This is a genomic window from Breznakiella homolactica, from assembly GCF_016616095.2.
GTDB classification, from domain to species: domain Bacteria; phylum Spirochaetota; class Spirochaetia; order Treponematales; family Breznakiellaceae; genus Breznakiella; species Breznakiella homolactica.
Window position 1 is genome coordinate 3,508,438 of sequence record NZ_CP067089.2, and the last position, 17,833, is coordinate 3,526,270.

Annotated in this window: 16 protein-coding genes; 11 read left to right on the plus strand and 5 right to left on the minus strand. The window is 43.4% G+C overall.

What is annotated here, in order from left to right; genetic code table 11:
• The first annotated feature begins 41 nt into the window (after positions 1–41).
• The 5 genes from JFL75_RS15805 to JFL75_RS15825 are packed head-to-tail and all read left to right on the plus strand — an operon-like array spanning position 42 to position 4,911.
• Entirely contained in the window at positions 42–1,763 is a 1,722-nt protein-coding gene (locus JFL75_RS15805; protein WP_215627641.1) for an NAD+ synthase, read from the plus strand.
• Positions 1,764–1,820: 57 nt separating this feature from the next.
• Entirely contained in the window at positions 1,821–2,705 is an 885-nt protein-coding gene (locus tag JFL75_RS15810; RefSeq protein WP_215627642.1) for an SDR family NAD(P)-dependent oxidoreductase, read from the plus strand.
• Between the two features lie 15 nt (positions 2,706–2,720).
• Positions 2,721–3,368, plus strand: coding sequence for a DUF1007 family protein (locus tag JFL75_RS15815; RefSeq protein ID WP_215627643.1), 648 nt, complete (start codon positions 2,721–2,723; stop codon positions 3,366–3,368).
• A 13-nt stretch (positions 3,369–3,381) separates the two neighbouring features.
• Positions 3,382–4,323: a nickel/cobalt transporter gene (locus JFL75_RS15820; RefSeq protein ID WP_215627644.1), complete on the plus strand. Its 942-nt coding sequence runs from the start codon at positions 3,382–3,384 to the stop codon at positions 4,321–4,323.
• Between the two features lie 27 nt (positions 4,324–4,350).
• Positions 4,351–4,911 carry a hypothetical protein gene (locus JFL75_RS15825; protein ID WP_215627645.1) on the plus strand — a complete coding sequence of 187 codons (561 nt, stop codon included), beginning with the start codon at positions 4,351–4,353 and terminating at the stop codon, positions 4,909–4,911.
• Positions 4,912–5,034: 123 nt separating this feature from the next.
• On the opposite strand, the gene JFL75_RS15830 is transcribed toward JFL75_RS15825, so the two are convergent.
• The 5 genes from JFL75_RS15830 to JFL75_RS15850 all read right to left on the minus strand — a co-directional run bounded on the left by JFL75_RS15830 (position 5,035) and on the right by JFL75_RS15850 (position 10,136).
• Positions 5,035–5,649 (minus strand): DUF3793 family protein, encoded by a 615-nt coding sequence (locus JFL75_RS15830; RefSeq protein WP_223292671.1) that lies wholly within the window; start codon positions 5,647–5,649, stop codon positions 5,035–5,037.
• Between the two features lie 2 nt (positions 5,650–5,651).
• Positions 5,652–6,080, minus strand: coding sequence for a flavodoxin (locus JFL75_RS15835; protein WP_215627647.1), 429 nt, complete (start codon positions 6,078–6,080; stop codon positions 5,652–5,654).
• Between the two features lie 300 nt (positions 6,081–6,380).
• A complete protein-coding gene (gene feoB, locus JFL75_RS15840) occupies positions 6,381–8,525 on the minus strand; it encodes a ferrous iron transport protein B (protein ID WP_215627648.1) in 2,145 nt (714 codons plus the stop codon).
• Positions 8,518–8,868: a FeoA family protein gene (locus JFL75_RS15845; RefSeq protein ID WP_215627649.1), complete on the minus strand. Its 351-nt coding sequence runs from the start codon at positions 8,866–8,868 to the stop codon at positions 8,518–8,520. Before JFL75_RS15845 ends, feoB begins: the two co-directional genes overlap by 8 nt.
• Positions 8,869–8,981: 113 nt before the next feature.
• Positions 8,982–10,136, minus strand: a complete 1,155-nt coding sequence (locus JFL75_RS15850; protein WP_223292672.1) for an endonuclease/exonuclease/phosphatase family protein — start codon at positions 10,134–10,136, stop codon at positions 8,982–8,984.
• A 248-nt stretch (positions 10,137–10,384) separates the two neighbouring features.
• Between JFL75_RS15850 and JFL75_RS15855 the strand changes: the two genes are divergently transcribed.
• From JFL75_RS15855 to JFL75_RS15880, 6 genes are all read left to right on the plus strand, one after another.
• Positions 10,385–11,638: a tyrosine-type recombinase/integrase gene (locus JFL75_RS15855; protein ID WP_215627650.1), complete on the plus strand. Its 1,254-nt coding sequence runs from the start codon at positions 10,385–10,387 to the stop codon at positions 11,636–11,638.
• A gap of 179 nt (positions 11,639–11,817) precedes the next feature.
• A complete protein-coding gene (locus tag JFL75_RS15860; protein ID WP_215627651.1) occupies positions 11,818–13,512 on the plus strand; it encodes an ATP-dependent nuclease in 1,695 nt (564 codons plus the stop codon).
• Positions 13,513–13,705: 193 nt separating this feature from the next.
• A complete protein-coding gene (locus JFL75_RS15865) occupies positions 13,706–14,410 on the plus strand; it encodes a hypothetical protein (RefSeq protein WP_215627652.1) in 705 nt (234 codons plus the stop codon).
• 435 nt (positions 14,411–14,845) lie between these two features.
• Positions 14,846–15,478 carry a hypothetical protein gene (locus JFL75_RS15870; RefSeq protein WP_215627653.1) on the plus strand — a complete coding sequence of 211 codons (633 nt, stop codon included), beginning with the start codon at positions 14,846–14,848 and terminating at the stop codon, positions 15,476–15,478.
• Between the two features lie 186 nt (positions 15,479–15,664).
• Complete coding sequence (locus JFL75_RS15875; RefSeq protein WP_215627654.1) at positions 15,665–16,057, plus strand: hypothetical protein; 393 nt, start codon at positions 15,665–15,667, stop codon at positions 16,055–16,057.
• 350 nt (positions 16,058–16,407) lie between these two features.
• The gene (locus tag JFL75_RS15880; RefSeq protein WP_215627655.1) at positions 16,408–17,397 is read left to right on the plus strand and encodes a hypothetical protein; all 990 of its coding nucleotides are present in this window, start codon (positions 16,408–16,410) and stop codon (positions 17,395–17,397) included.
• Positions 17,398–17,833 lie beyond the last annotated feature (436 nt).

Below are 17,833 nucleotides of genomic sequence, written 5' to 3' on the forward strand. Positions count from 1 at the left end.
TATCGACTTAACTGCGGATTACGTGGTACGATTTGTATGTTATGCGGATAGCAATTGCCCAGATCGATTCTACCATCGGTGATTTTTCCGGGAATATGGAAAAAATTGTTTCTTATTCAAAAAAAGCCCAATCCGGGGGCCAGGCAGACCTGGTGCTGTTTCCCGAACTGTCCGTCTGCGGTTATCCGCCGATGGACCTCCTGGACCAGGAGATCTTTACGGACCTGAATGCCAGAACTGTTCACCTTCTGCAGCGGGAACTTCCCCGGAATATTGCGGTGGGAATCGGCTATGTGGGCAGAAATCCGGAATCATCGGGAAAATCCCTGGTCAATGTTTACGGTATTATCCTGAACGGATCCCTCGTTTTTGAGCAGATCAAAACCCTGCTGCCGAGCTACGATGTTTTTGATGAAGCCCGGTATTTTGAAAGCGCCCGGCAAAGGTCTGTTTTTGAGTGGAAGGGTGAACGGATCGGGTTTGCAATCTGTGAGGATGTGTGGCGGGAAACGGGGATCCCCGGGACAACGTACGCTTCCGATCCTGTGGGGGATCTTTTGGACCAGGGGATTACCCTTCTCTGCGTGCCTTCGGCTTCGCCGTTTTACGCGGGGAAACTCCGGGTTCGGATGGATCTGGCGGAACGGATTTCTCTTAAAGGGAACGTTCCCCTTGTGTATGTCAACGCGGTGGGGGCCAACGATTCTATTATATTTGACGGAAGGTCATTCGCGGTTGCGCCGCTGCAGAGTCCTCCCCGGGAAGGAAGCGCCGTTCCCCTGAGGATTTCGGCAAAGGCTTTTGAAGAGGATCTCGTTGTCTGGGATTCCGGCTCATCCGCGGTGATACCCGCGCCGCCCCAGTCGGACGCCGCTGCTGCGGATGCGGGGTTTGCCCCCGAAGAGCTCGACACCCTGGAGGCCGCATTGGTTATGGGTATCCGGGGCTATATGGCCAAATGCGGATTCACCGATGTGCATCTGGGGCTTTCGGGGGGCATCGATTCCGCCCTCGTGGCGTATCTCGCGGTAAAAGCCGCTGGTCCGGAACACGTTGCCTGTTTCGGCATGCCGTCGCAGTTTTCTTCCCAGGGATCAAAGGACGACGCCGCGGAACTCGCAGAAAACCTCGGCTGCCGTTTTGAGATGATCCCGATTGAGGGCATTTACGGAAGTTTTACGGAAAGCCTCGGCGGTGTTTTCCAGGGCCGTCCTTTTGACGTCACGGAGGAAAATCTCCAGGCCCGGATACGGGGAACCCTGCTCATGGCATATTCTAACAAATTCGGGTCCATGCTTCTTACCACCGGGAACAAGAGTGAACTTGCCATGGGGTACTGTACCCTGTACGGGGATATGAACGGCGCGCTGGGTGTAATCGGTGATCTTTTCAAAACCGAAGTGTTTGCTCTCTGCCGCCGTATAAACCGGCGCTCCGTTTTGGAGACCGGGAAACCGATTATTCCCGAGGCGACCCTGACAAAGCCCCCTTCAGCGGAGCTCCGGCCCGACCAGAAAGATCAGGACAGCCTGCCGCCGTACGAAGTGCTGGACGCGATTCTTAAACTGTACCTGTTCGAAAATCTTTCGGGCGCGGAAATCGCCGCCCGGGGCTTTGATCCGGAATTGGCGGCGAGAATTATCCGCGCGGTTGCCCGCGCCGAATTCAAACGCCGCCAGGCTCCGCCGGTTTTAAAAATCAGCCCCCGGGCTTTCGGGATGGGGCGGCGCATGCCCATCGCTAGGCATATTTATGAGAAGTAGCGGGCACTTTACCGGTTCCTGCCATGGATCGTATACTGGGTTAATAGGTAATTGATTATGAAAAAAAACGCAGCGGAAAGAAAAGAACGGCCCTTTATTCCCGAACCGGGAATAGTCCTGATCACCGGCGCTTCATCCGGAATCGGCGAAGCCTTTGCCCGGTATCTGACGGGCTGTATTTCCGGAAAGGAAACCAATCCGGGGCTTCCCGGTTTTGACGAACTGTGGCTCGTCGCGCGGCGGGGAGAGCGGCTTCTGGAACTTGCTGATGAACTCCTGAAAAGTGTCAGCGCCGGAAAGGGCTCCGCTGAATTCAGTATCCGGACGTTTACCCAGGATCTGGTGGAGCCGGGCGCCGGGGAGCGGCTTGAGGCTGAAGTTGAAGAAGCGGGCAAGCCCCTGCGGATCCTCATCAACAACGCGGGGTACGGTAGCTACGGTCCCTTTTCCGAAGTTGACCTTGATACACAGCTTGGACAGATCGACCTTAACTGCCGGTCCCTGACGGAACTGTGCGGACGGCTGGATCCGTATCTCCTGAAGAATTCCATGGTCATCAATACGGCGAGCCTTGCCGCGTTTGCTCCTTTAGGCGGTTTCGCGGTATACGCCGCCACCAAAGCCTTTGTGCTTTCCTTTTCCGTTGCCCTCGCCGCCGAGTGGCGCAGCCGGGGTATCCGGGTATGTGCGCTGTGTCCCGGTCCCGTTCAGAGTGAATTTGCCCTGGTCGCTTCCGGCGGCGTCCGGAAGGAGGTCCGCCATGGATATCCCGCGGCCGTGCTGGTCCGGGACTGTCTCCGTCAGGCGGCCCGGAGAAAGATAATAAGCCTCCCACGGTTTTTGTGGCAGATTCAGCGGTACGCCGGAAAATTCGCCGGCCCGGTGGCCAGCGCCTTTTTTTCCTGGCGTTTTATGCGCCGGCCCCATGCGCCGAAGGCATGACCACGGAGTTAGGATATGATTATTCGACATAGAAAAAAAATAATCGCGGCGGTTCTGTTTCTGCTGGCGCCAGTGTTTGTTTTTGCCCATCCCCACATGTTTCTTGAGTCAAAGGTTGAATTCGAGTATTCCGGCGAAGAGTGCACCGGGTTCTGGCTGGAGTGGACCTTTGATCCGTATTTTTCAGCTTCCATTATCCAGGAATGCGATAAAGACAGGAATAAGCGCTTCAGCGCCGAGGAAGCGGAATATGTGTATTCCTACGGGTTTATCAACCTCAGAAAATACGGTTACTTTATTTATCTCCGCAGCGGCGATAACCGGGTAAACCCGGAAGGAGTGGAACAGTTCACTCCTTCAATCCGGAATGACCGCCTGGTGTACCGCTTTTTCGTTAACCTGAAAGGGAAGGGCTACGGAAAGGATTTCAGTGTGGCTATCTTTGACAGTACATACTTCTGCGCTGTCCGGTATCCCGAGTCCGGAGTTGTAACTGTCCGCCAGAACGGCCCTGGGGCCGCTCCGCGCTGGGAACGGGGGGAAAATAAAAAGTATCCCGTATATTATAATCCCTTCGGCGCGTCCAATGACATGACTATCTATACGGCCTGGCGCCCCGGGCTCGAAACGGCATACCCCGATGAAATACGGGTCTTTTTCTGATCACCGCTTTTTTATGCGTATCCTGCGGACAATCCTGTTTTTTGTTTTTTTCCTTTTCACCTGTTTGACTGTCTCTGCAAATCCGTTTCTTGGAGGCGGTGATGATGAAGCGCCGGCTCCCGCGCCGGTGCTGAGCCGGGGCGCGAATCAGCGGCTGATAGACGCCCAGTTTATCTTCCGTGAAAAAATAGCCGAAGCGCTTTCGGCTTTTAAGGATGGCCGCAGTCCTTTTATGGTGGTGGCCGTTCTTTTAGGCGCCTTTATTTATGGGGTCCTGCACGCGGCCGGTCCGGGGCACCGCAAGGCCGTGGTTTTTTCCCTCTTTCTCACGAGAAATGCAAAGCCCTGGGAACCGGCGGCCGCTGGTTTTTTATCTGCCGCGGTCCATGCCGGAACGGGTCTGGCTATTGTCGGTATTTTCAGTCTTATCAGCGGCGCCGCGGCCCGTATTTCCGCGGTGGATAATGCTTCGCTTTATATGGAAGGTTTTAGTTTTGCTGCCCTTGGACTGGCTGGCTTGGTTCTCGGAACAATTAAAGCGATTTCCATGGTACGCCGCCGGAACAACCCAGGAGGCAGCTGCGTCTTTCACGGTACCGGTACTCCGGAGAATAATGTCAATTCCGGCAGCAGGGAGCGCAGCATATATATGGTCGCCGCTGTTTCCAGTTTTGTTCCCTGTCCCGGAGCGACCATGGTACTCCTGCTCGCGCTCTACCTGAATCTGACATTTATCGGAGTTTTTGGGGTTCTTGCCATGTCCGTGGGAATGGGAATCGTAATCTCCGCCGCGGGATACCTGGCGTACTTCGGCAGGGAAGGGCTTTTCATGCGGTTTAAATCACGGGGCAGAACCATCGGTACGCTTGCGGATTTTCTGGAATTATTCAGCTATATGTTTATGGTAATATTTGCTTTTTATACCGCGGCCCCGTTTTTGATTTCACTCTTCTAGTTGTTTATACTCAACATAGGAGTCAGAATGAAACGCCGCCGTGGGATTGTTATAGTTTTGCTGCTGTCCGTAAATACCGCCTATGGTCTGGATCTTTCGGCAATGTGGAATCTCGGGACCATTTCCCTTGACATTACTCCGGTTAATACCAGTCAGCTTTTTGAGTGGGATCTCAGTCTTTTTAATCTGACCCTTTATGATTATTACGGAAACTGGGGATTGAGCACCGCATTCTTTAAAACCCGGTCCGAGCGCGGTGATTCCTATGTTACCCTTTTCCCCCTGGAAATCTCTTTCAGTTCCTATTACAACCGGAAGTTCAAACGGCCGCTCCAGGCTTTTCTGTTGGCCGAACTGGATGTGGGGCCAAAGATACTGCCGTACCTAAAAGCCGGAGTCCGCGTTCAGGTGCAGTCTCTCATTGATTATTCCTATGCTCCCAAAGCCGGCCTGGAATTGAGTTTTGATACCATGCTGCGTTTCAGGATTACCGTATACGCCGATCTTGGCGCGGCGGCGTATTTCTTTTTTAAACGTCAAAGGCGGGATCTGGAGGAACAGATTCCCGAAGGTTATCTACGGTCATAAAAAACCCGGAACTGCGACGCAGCCCGGGTTAGAATGGAGAGCTTGTTTTTTTAAATAAGAACCCATAACCACTAACAACTTATCGGAAATGTCCCAGAGAGGTTGAAGGACCTTCCTATTGTTCTAAATCATTGCCTCCTGTACGAGGCGGATCCGTGCTTCGTTAATATAGTTAAAAATCCGGCTGGCCCTTTCAGGCCGGTGGTAAACTTTCCAGCATCCCTTGCAGGGGTGCGCCTTTTTATTTCCCCGGATAAAATCGATTACATCTTCCAGCGGATAACCGAGGAATATCCCGACTTCATGGGGAATATTTCCCGATATGTTGAACCGGCGGTTCAATTCCTCAAGGCACGCAGTAATCCCGGAATCAACCGGGTAAAGTAAAGAACACAGATACCTGCCCGCCGGACCTGTCAGAACTTTCCTGAGAAGCCGCGGTTTGTACAGCAGCAGCAGTATCCCCTTCGAACTGTCCCGGAGGGGCAGGGCTGAAAGCCCTAGGCCGCCGCACAGTTCCATACCCCATTTTTCCCAGGCTACATTCAATCTCTTATGGTCTTTTGCTATACGTACCATGGACGATGCTTTTATATCTGTAATTGACGCCGCAGCTGTCCAGCGTATAAACAATTCCAGCTGCTTTTTATCCGCCGGCTTCCGGGAGAACACGTGCCTGTATTCTAATAGTAGTGTAGTTTCCGGCAGTGCTTTTCCGGATCCGGCTGCGTCCCGCATAATTACTCGGCCAGCCGTTTCCCGAGGTCATAGCATTTGGAGAGCGCCGCTTCATCCGGTTCCAGCTGTGTTATAACGGCTTCCCCATTGATCTGTGCGCCGAGCCCCTTCATCCGGTCAGCCCAATCCCGCATCCATTGGCCGTCTCCCCAGTCATAGGAGCCGAAAAGCCCCAGGCTTTTTCCTTCCAAATCCTTGGATCCCAGGGATGCGATGAACGGTTCCATTTCACTTTCCTCAAGGACTTCATCGCCCATGGCGGAACAGCCAAACGCCAATGCATCCGCCGCGGCAACATCTTCGGCGGATGCCTTCGCCGCTTGCCGCAGATCCGCTTCGGCCCCGGCTTCCTTGACACCTCTGACCACTGATTCGGCCATGGCTTCCGTATTTCCGGTTCCGCTCCAATATACAATCAGCACCTTCTTCATAATTCCTCCATATAGTTAGAATGTTCTAACAAAAATAATAAAAAAATATAATCGGCAACCTGGTATTCATACAAACACCGGGTTACCGGTTTTAACCATCATCCAGAATGCGGCGCGGCTGCTTTGGTTCCCCACTGCATTGAGAGCAGTGCGGGCAGCCCGCTGGTTTTCCTTTTCCCTGCCGTGATGATCCGGAACAGCAGGAACGTTTGCCTCTGATGGAAGCCACTATCCGCAGGGCAATAAAAACCGCGGCGGCTATTCCGGCCGCGGCTATAATCGCTATTTCAGCGAAAAAACTCAACCGAGACCCCCAAACATACCAATCTGGTAAACCAGGAAACATAGGGTCCAGCCCAGGAGCAGCTGGAACACAAGCTCAAAACCAAGCCATTTCCAGCCGATTTCCGCCTTTATTGCTGCCATAGCCGCAAAACACGGAGGGATGATCAGTGTAAACAGCATGAAAACAAAGGCAACCAGCGGCGACATATTCGGGTCATTGTGTATGGCTTCCCTGAGGCTTTCGCTTTCCTCATTCTCTTCCGTACCAATGCTGTACAAAATGCCCAGTGTGGAAACCACAACTTCCTTGGCGGCGAAACCTGTTATCGATGCAACCCCTATCTTCCAGTCAAACCCGAGGGGTCTGAACACCGGCTCAATAAATTTTCCGAGACGCCCCGCGAAACTGTATTCTATGGCTGAATTGGCTACGGCTGTTTCCACCCATGCTTCGGCTTCCTCTTCGCCGCTTCCGGGATTTTCCGCCATAAAGGTTACTGACAATTCTTCAATATACTCGTCCGACGGTTCGTAGGTCGGGAAGTAAGTAATAAGCCATATCAGGATAGATGACGCAAGAATAATGGTTCCCGCTTTCTTTACATACATCCAGGTTTTTTCCCAGACGTGCCATAAAACACCCCGGAGCGTAGGCGCCCGGTACGGCGGCAGCTCCATAACGAATGGGGTTGGGTCACCCTTAAGAACCGTTTTTTTGAACACGAAGGCGGATAACAAAGCCAGAATAATGCCTATTGCATAAATCAGCATTACCATATTGGCCGCGTTGTCGGGAAAGAATGCCGCGGCAAGCAGGACATGAACCGGCAGTTTCGCCCCGCAGCTCATAAATGGGGTAACCAGGATGGTAATTATCCGGTCCCGCGGACTTTTGAGGGTCCTGGCCGCCATTATCGCAGGAACAGAACAGCCGAACCCAAGCATCATGGGGAAAATCGACTGGCCGTGAAGTCCGAATGCATGGAGCAGTTTGTCGGTCGCAAAAGCTGCCCTGGACATGTATCCGATATCTTCCAGAAGGGACAGCAGGAAAAAGAGGATAACAATATTGGGAACAAACGAGAATACTCCGCCGACGCCGCCGATTATCCCATCGACTATCAGGGATTGAACCATGCCGTCTGGGATAATTGAAGCGAATGCTCCACCGAGGAACTCAAAAAACGTCTCAAGCCATCCCATGGGATATTCACTGAGGATAAATGTCAGCTGAAACACCCCGTAAAGAACCAGGATGAAGATCGGTAGGGCAAGAAACCGGTTCATGATGACTTTATCAATAGCTTCGGTTACTGAGAAATCAACCTCTTTTACTGTTTGCACCGATTCCTGTATGGCTCCGCGGATATACCCATAACGCTGTTCTGAAACAATGATTTCCGCGTCTTTTCCGAAATGTTTCTCAATCCATTCAACGGATTCCTGGGCGGCGGCTTCAATTTCCCCGGCATTGGGATGTTCCTTTAGTCTTTGATATGCATTGGAATCCTTTTCGAGGAGTTTTACCGAAAGCCAGCGTACGGGGTATTTCGCGACAAATCCGGCATCGGCGCTGATCAGTTTCTCCAGGTTTTCCAGTTTGGTTTCGATTTCCTCACCGTAATTAACCGCCCGGTCGGATTTATGCTTTCCTGCCGAAACTTCGTCGATGCAGTCCAGCAGCGCTTCCGTGCCGGTTCCTTTGGGCCCGATGGTCTTTACCAGCGGAATACCCAGCATTGTAGAAAGATGCTTTTCATCAATGCGGATCCCTTTTGATTCGGCCTCGTCACTCATGTTCAGTGCGCCGATGACCGGAATCCCGAGCTCCTGGAACTGCAGACAGAGATACAAATTGCGTTCCAGGTTTGTGGAATCCAAAACGTCCAGAATAATATCCGGCTGTTCATCGAGTATAAAATCCCTCGCGACTACTTCATCAATAGAATACGCGGTTAAGCTGTATATGCCGGGAAGATCTATAAAATGATACTGCCGGTCACCCCTTGTCCGGGTTCCTTCCCGTTTTTCAACTGTTACTCCGGGATAATTCCCGACTTTATGGTGGGCACCGGTGAGAGCGTTAAAAAGTGTGGTTTTTCCGGAATTTGGGTTTCCTGCCAGGGCAATACGCAGTTCTTTGCGGTTTATTTTACTCATCGCTGTTTTCCTTATTTACGGAAGAATTGTTCCCGTTTGAAACCGGCGTTTCGGCGGCCATTCTTTTTGCCCTGAGACGGCCGAAGAAACGGTTCGCGTCGTCTGCGGCTGACCAATCACCGATGGGTTCAACTTCAATGCCTGCGGCCTCAAAACGGCGAATAAGTATATCATAACCCCGAATGCGGATCTGTAAGGGGCCCCGGAAAAAACCGGAACGGACAACCGCTCCTTCAGTTCCCTGGGTAAAACCCATATCGGCCAACCGCTTCCCAACTTCCTTTCCCAGGGTTACTTTTACCACCCTGAAAGAAGCACCATTCGGAGCATCGGATAAAAACATTATTCACTCCCCTTACAAGCGGTTGTTTATTATTCCGGGCAACAGCAACTGCAGAACAAAAATCCAGAAAAACAGCTAATATAAGTTAGTTATACATAACAAGAATTGGGTTGTCAAGGGGATTTTTTTATAGTAGCCATAAGCGGCAGGTGGTCGCTCAGGCCATAGCCGGTCCGTGGATTATACGGCACGGGAACTCCCTTCACACTCGTAAAAGGCGGCGTATCAACAACGGCGCAGGAATCGAATTCCCAGCCAGCATCGTCAAACCAACCCGGTGAAAACAGTAAATGATCGATAGTTTCCCATTCATTTTTATAGTAATACGAACCATTTTTCAATTCCTGTTCCCAGGGTGAGTAAAATACCTGTACGGCTCCCGGAAAATAAACTGTTTTGGGAGGTTTTTCCGCGGATATTATAAGAAAATCACCCTGATATCCAGCTTCTTCGCTTGAATCCCGGAATACAGTTTCCTGCATGGCGAGTTCCGCTGCCTTAGGATCATCAGGCAGGATAGCACATATATAATTTCCCGCCTGGCGGTAAAACTCATCGTGGTTTTCATTCAGATCTCCCATAATGAGTACTGGAATTCCCGGAGTTTGGTTTTCTATTTCCTTAAGTCGCCGGAGAATAATTCTTGCCGAAGCCCTGCGGAGGGTTTCGGTTGTGCTGTCCCCGCCAAGTTTTGATTTCCAGTGACAGATAAATAAGACAATAGGGGAGTTTTCGAGTTCAATCCATATTTCCAATACCGGCCGGGGAGCGGCTTCACCATTGAAAACTATGGCATGAACTTTCGGGCTGGAGAGGGGAAACCGGCTAATGATACCGATTCCCAATGCGGTCCCGGGGGATTTTGAGAAAAACGAATGACCATATCCGCTCCCGGATAACGCTTTCTCCGCCAGCAATTCCAGAACGGCGGGATTTTCGACTTCCTGCAAAGCCAGTATATCGGGTCCGTTTTTTCCTATTTTCTGTATGGCTTCCCCGAGGGACAGCAGCCGGGCGTTGAATTTTTCCGTGTTCCAGCCTTCCGAAGGAAGATAGTCGCTGTATTCGGTTCCGTGTTCCTCCCCGTCAAATAATGTCTGACTATTCCATGATACGATTGTGACAGCCTCGCTCTGTATATCATTTTTTCCGTTTCCGCCGGCCTGTAAGCCGGTCAAACCTTCACAGCTAAGAAGGCAGCTGACCAAAACGGAATACAGCAGCAGCATAACCGGGAATGGTTTTTCGGGGTTCAGCACGTATTTCACTGGATATTCCTCCCGTACTTAACACGGTCTGACAATGAAAAATACTTCAACTCAAAGGCATTTTGATTGAAGCAGAATATATATCCGGTTTTTACTATTTATGTTCGTTTTTTCGTGGTTTTCATGGTAGTATATGAGTAGGATTGCCTAAAAACCGGCTTCCGGAGTATGTTTCGGCTGCCCGGAAATGCTTTTCAAGAATCCTCCATTTCCTGCCAAAAGGGAAAATTTAGCCATACCATGGCACAATGGAGGCAGAAATGGAGCTAATGTATGTTTTTTATAATGAAAATTACATAGTGATCCCTTTTCTTCAATATAATAGTAGTTTTTTCCGTTATATCCTGCAGTCAGGCACGGCTGTATGGAATCCCTGCGGGCGTTTTTTTCGTATTGAAGATTCAATTTTTTCGCGCTGCATGATACAGCTGATCCTTGGGAATACGATTCATATAAAAATAGAGGAAAATACCAGCGGTTCCGTTGAGATTTACAATTTCCTCCATAGACCCTGGTTTACCGGAAATGGATCCGTTCCCGTAAAATCTTCCGCAGAGATACCAAACAAGACGGACCAGATCAATTCCGCTCTTTCCATGAAGAAAATACAGAGGCCGGACGACTACACCTGTCTTATCGAAAGCAAGATTCCTCCGGATCATTTCAGCGCTGAATGGCAGCAAAAATTGGAGGTGGAACTCCATTCCCGGAAATACAGCACCCAGACAGTAAAGGCTTATATTTTTTATAACCGAAAATTCTGCAGAACTGTTAAAAAGGGACCGGCGGATATTCTTCCAGGTGATATTTCACTTTTTTTATCCATTTTGGATACGGTCGAAAACCTGTCTTCTTCATCAATGAACTTGGCCATCAGTGCGTTAAATTTCTTCTATATAAATGTGCTTAAAAAAGACATAATTCACGAACACCATCGTCCCCGGAATGACAAACGGCTGCCATCGGTTCTTTCTTATGAGGAAGTGAGGGATCTGCTTAGTACCGAAAGAAACCCAAAACACCGGCTTTTATTGATGCTTGCATATTCCTCCGGGCTCAGGGTCAGTGAGGTAGTAAAGATTCGCCGGGAGCAAATTGATGTAAACCGGCGGGTTATTTTTATCCGGGCCGGAAAGGGGCGAAAGGACCGGTACACGGTTTTGTCGGAAAGGGCGGCGGCTTTTTTGAATGAGTATTTTAATCTGTTTGCTATTGATGAATGGGTATTCCCGGGAGTAAGCAATAAGTTTCCGATATCGATCAGAACAGCGCAGCGTATTTTTGAGAAATCCTTAAAAAACGCGGGCATATACAAATTGGCTTCCATACATAGTCTTAGGCATTCTTTTGCAACACACCTCCTGGAAAATGGGACGGATATAAAATATATTCAAGCCCTTCTTGGCCACAGTTCAGTCCGTACAACTGAGCGCTATACCCATGTAGCCCGGAAGGATTTGCTGAAAATACAAAGTCCTTTGGATGTAATAATTAATTCTTAGATTAATCAATTTTGGTGAGCTGTCTTTTAATCGTAGTATAGGTGTAATAATGCGAAGTATATGTCAGATAATAAGAACGGTTACTGTGTTATTATGCAACCGCTTTATTATATCAAATTAGCGTATTATGTAACGAGCGTGTAAGGGACGTTAGACGCAATTTTTTAGAAGGAGTTAAAATGGCATTAATAAAACATATTTCAATATCTAATTTTCTGATCTTTAGAAAAGAAATAACATTTATTCTTAATGATGGTGTTATAATAGTTGGAGTAAACAATTCTGGTAAGTCTGCAATATTAAAAGCACTTGATACATATTTTAACGATATTTTTGATATAAGTTATTTGAATAGAACCGAATATCTTTCAAAAGGAAAAGATTATAATAAATCAACAATTAAAATTATTTTTGATTTGGAATATATAAATAACAAAGAACTATTGAAACGATTAAAAAATAAATATAGCGAAGCTATCGAAATTACAAAAACTTTTGTTTATAGACCTGATTCAGAAACAATTGATATTAATTATTATGTTAATGGAAATTTAATTGATATAAATAAAGAAAATGATATAAAAAAACTAGTTACTAGCGTTAAGGTCTCGTATATACATCCACAACAAGGCATCGAACTTTTAAGAAAAGCCCAGGATAAACTAAGGTCAAGATTGCTTGCTCGTTGGGGTCAACATGTAGAAATGACAAAAACCATGGCGGACCTAGATAAACAATGGCAAGCATTAAAAGAGAGAGCCCAAAAATATTTATCGACTATGTTAAGCTCATCGTTACAAACGAGCTGGCCCGGCTCTGAAGTTAATATTGAGTTTCCAAGCAAAATTGATGACATGATAAATATTTCAAATATTGTATTTAGAACACGAAGGAACGAGCCGGCAATACCATTAACATCACAGGGTACAGGTGCACAAGTTTCAATTTTATATAATACTCATTTCATTTTAGATAGTGATAGGAGTCTTCATAAAGGAGAATACCATCCAATATTCTTACTAGAAGAACCAGAATCATTCTTACATCCAGATCTCATTATGAAGCAAATAAAAACATTTATGAGTAATGAATGGCTAAATAATATACAACTAGTTATAACCACACATAATCCTATTATGTTGGCTTATAGCCATGTTCAGGAGGAACGTGTAAATTGGATTTTTATGGATAAAGGCGTTGTAAAGAAAAATAACTTAATAGAAGATTGGAATGATGATGATATTAAAGAGATTTCAAAAGTTATGGGGGATACTAATTTTGAAGTTTATTTTTATAGTTCCAGCAAAAATAGAAATGTCTTTATCGAAGATAAATCCCCAATCATTAGAAAAATATTAGAAACTAATGACATAAATATTTCAAGACAGTTGGGTGGAATTTCAATAGTTAAGAAATATTTAGATATTCTAAAAGATAATAAAGGCTTATTACATGTTCCGACATATTTTCTTGTTGATGGTGATAAAGGGATAGATGAAGTAAGAAGTTATTTAGAAGAAATTGATTCACAAAATAATACAGCCACTAGATATAAAGTTGAGGATAATTTATTTGTAATTGTATTATCAAATCAATGTGCGTTTGAAAATTTATGTGATGCTTGGCCGCGTCTAATAAAACAAGTTTACAATGAAATATATGATAAAAGTGGACAAATTTTAAGTAAAGTACCAAAACAGTATGCCGATATTGTCTCTTTAATCGAAAAAAGGAAATTAGCAAATAAAGATGAAATATTATATTTAATAAAATCCGATTATTCTTTAAAAAAATCTTTCTGGGATGATGTAGAAAAAGGAATTTATAAAATAAGTAAGACTAAAATGGCAGATTTAAAGCATTTGCTTCACTAAAAAACTGCGTCTAACAAACGCTATACGCTACGCCGCCCATTCGGGCGGCTCGGGTTTCGCTGCGGCTAGGTCACATTCGTTCCCACGCCTCCGCTCAACCACATTTGCTTCGGCCCGGTTGGCCTCAGCAAACGTCGTATAGCTGTAACGTTAGGTGCAATTGCATAATTTTATTGTATTTGGATGTTAATATATGGATGAGATAAAAAAAATTACTAATACATTGTTACCCGGATTTCTCCTTGTATTTTTTCTGACTGGGTCATTATTTTTAATTCTCATTTATTCTTATATAAAAATTATTAAATATGATTTTATATTTAATAATTATGATTTATTAGATTCAAATCAATCAATCGAAAAGTTCATTTTTATTCTTTGTTTTATTTTAGGATTGATTATCTTTGGAATTAGAAATCTTGGTTTTCAATATTATCGATCTATATGGAAAATACAAAAAAGGAAACAAAAGAAAAGAGGCATTGTTCAAAAAATTATTTTTTATTTATTTAGAAAAGGCACACTCGTTGAAGAGTGTCTTAAAATGAAAAGAGATATATATGATAATAATCAACATGAATGGTTAAATAAAAGTAATAATCCAGAAAAGGAAATATGGGTTCATGCTCAGAAAATAGCTAAAACAAAACATTCGATTTACACATTTTATTATTTAAGTGAAGTATTCCAAAATTTGGATACTATGCTATTTCTAACTGCATTTATTATTTTATTCTTTAATATTTATAACCTTATATTTCAAATATCAATGACAATTATAGTATCATCATTGATATTTATTTTTGTAATTATATCTTTTCATTGTTTTTGCAAAGCTATTTCAACATCTTTCGCACAAAGATTTATCTTTGAAGTTGAAATTGCATTAAAACAATGAAAAATGTTGATTCTATTCTCATAATAGAATAGTTTTCCTAGCAAAAGATTTAAGAGAAGCAGTATTAAACTAATTGATGAATTTGAAGCGTGGGGAGCAATGACAGATAGACTAGATATTACAGATGCTGTACAGAATATTGAAAAATCTGTATTTTTTATAGAATGGAAGTAGAGAAAATACAAAAGAAATAACTGTATTACATTATTCACCATAAATGCAACTGCACCTAACAAACGCTATGCGCTGCGTCGTCGCTTCGCTCCTCCTCGGGTTTCGCTACGGCTAGGTCAGCTGCGCTTCCCACGCCTTCGCTCAACCACATTTGCTTCGGCCCGGTTGGCCTCAGCAAACGTCGTATAGCTGTAACGTTATGTGCAATTGGGGTGAAATTTCTTAACATCAAACAAAAGAATATTATTGAAGCCTTTTTATATGGAATACTTTGAGAAGAGTAGCATTACAGATTATAGAACTCGATTATTAAATTCTTTTCCAAAAGAATTAGAGATTGATGTTGAAAATGTTATTAAAATATTACCATTTGATAAAAATATTGTAATGGGTTCTAATGGTATAAATTATATTAAAAATGACTTGATTAACGATGAGAATATTAACGTTGCTGTAAACGATGAAATAATAAATATACCGTATAGAATATATTTTAATAAAGTTGAGGATATTGGCAGATTAACTAAAATCCAGAAGACAATTTTAAATTGTATATATTCAAGGCATTTTAATGGATATATTAGACAAGAAAATGTAGAGAAATTAATAACTGAATCGAATTATTGGGTTATACCATATTTCGTACAATTATTTGGTGAATACATTCCTGAAATCTATCCTATAATAGATAAACATATAGATAGAAATGTAAGTAGCTATTTAAAATTTATTAATCAAAATAAAAAGTATTGGGAAATGACAACTCAAAGAATGACAAGTTATTGGAGTGAATTTAATAGAGGTAAATGTTATTATTATAGAAAATATATAGGTAAAAAAATTATTGGGAAAATGAATAGAATAAGAAACTGTAGACACCCCAACTGCACATAACAAACGCTATACGCTGCGCCCTCCCTTCGGTCGGTGCTCGGGTTTAGCTGCGGCTAGGTCAGCTGCGCTTCCCACGCCTCCGCTCAACCACATTTGCCTCGCGTCGGTTACGCTCGGCAAACGTCGTATAGCTGTAACGTTAGACGAAATTGGGCAATTTACTCGTAAGTTACCCTTGAGAAATACATGGAAAATATAATAACACTGGAATATAAAGAAGAATTAAGAAGAGATTTTACGAAAAACTATCTGAAGATTATTTATAATAAAAAGACAGAAATATACAATGAAATATATTTGTATAATTATGAACATGGAATAATAGAAATAACTAATGGTGTAAAAACTGTTCATAGATGGGAAAATGAAGAAGAGGCACAATCGCATTCCTATCTTAATAGAAGATATACTGCAACATTTTTAGATGGTGAAATTAATGATATTGAACTGGAAAAAGAAATAATAAACGAATTATTAAAATATCTAGGAACCATTTTTATCAAAAAAGAAGAAGAGACAATAATTAATAAAATGTTAGAATATATAAGAAAATTATTTTTTAATACTTTGCCCGGATAAAATATAAAATGAAATCTTCCGGATTATAATAATATAAAATCAGGAAACATTTTATAGGAAAAATATTTAATAATGATAATACAAAATAAAATAAAGAATAATGTTACATAAACTAATGGGAAGAATAGGAGATAATGTGTGAGTGCCCAACTTCGTCTAACAAACGCTATACGCTACGCCGCCCTGGCGGGCGGCTCGGGTATCGCTACGGCTAGGTCAGCTACGCTTCCCACGCCTCCGCTCAACCACATTTGTGCGGGCTCGGTTAGCCCGCACAAACGTCGTATAGCTGTAACGTTAGGCGTAATTGGGGTAGCCAGTTCTTTGAAAATCAAACAAGATAAATACTTATGAACATAAAGATAAATAGCATATTATTAATACTCATTTTTTGCAGTAAAATCTTTGCAGATGATCTTAATATTTTAGAAGAATATAAGTTGCTGTATACAGATTTATCACATTTTAATGAATATGGTTATAAATCATTTTACAATGACAAATCAAATAATGCATTGCCAAATATAAATTTCTCACAAGGAATGTTAAAAAGAACAGATAATCATTATGATTGTGCTATTTTTGGCGATGGATTTTTTAAAATACGACTCAATAATGGATTGGTTGGATATACTCGATCTGGAGAATTTAAAATCAATTCAGATGGTGAAATTAAAACCAAACAAGGATATTCATTGTACGATCCAATATTCGCTGATGAATATTTTTCATATATTGAGATACATAATAATCATGAAGTATATGAAGTCTTATATACTGGTGAGAAGAAAATAATAGGAGAATTGTTAACGTATATAGTGCCATATAATTTATTGGAACATTATGAAGATGCAATTTATGTATTAAAAGATAATCAAACAGTCAAAGATGAACTTATAATAGAAAATATGTTGTATAACCAATTTCTTGAATGTAGTAATTATAATATGCTTTCCGTACTTTTAAGGATGTATTATTTATTATCGATCCCAAATAATAATCTTATACAAAATAAAGACTTTAAGAAAGAACTTGTACGATTGCAAATTGCAAAGATTTCAAACCAGAATCTAGTTTTAGATAGAAGCATACTAAATCTAAATGCGAATATAAAAGAAATAATGGTTTTAATGAAAAATATCGAAATACCTGAAATGAAAGAAAGAAATGTTGAAGATAATGAAATTGTTGATTTATTAATGATGGAAATAAAAATCCGAGAGATAAAAAATATGATTAGGCAGATAGAGGAGGGGAGTATTACCCAGTATGATCAGTATTTTGATGCTAATAATAATTATTTAGAAGCAATTCTTCCATTCATAAAATGGGACTATTAAAATACCCCAACTACGCCTAACAAACGCTATACGCTGCGCCGCCCATTCGGGCGGCTCGGGTTTCGCTGCGGCTAGGTCAGCTACGCTTCCCACGCCTCCGCTCAACCACATTTGCTTCGGCCCGGTTGGCCGCAGCAAACGTCGTATAGCTGTAACGTTATGCGACATTTTTTGAAAACTGGTTCGAAATCTTCTGAAAAAAATAAAATAATGGCATTTATACTCCGGAATGATTTCTTGAAAGATAAGGAATTTCCTTCTGAAGGTGTAAAACATATCTTATGATATTTATATCAAAACGGATTGTTCATTTTTATAAAAGAAAAACGGCAATCACTTTTTGATGGCTTTTTCTAAAACGGATTGTGATATTTTATGAGGGCAAATAAGGAAAATAAAAAAGACGAGACTGTAAGAGGCGAATCTGGAATATTCC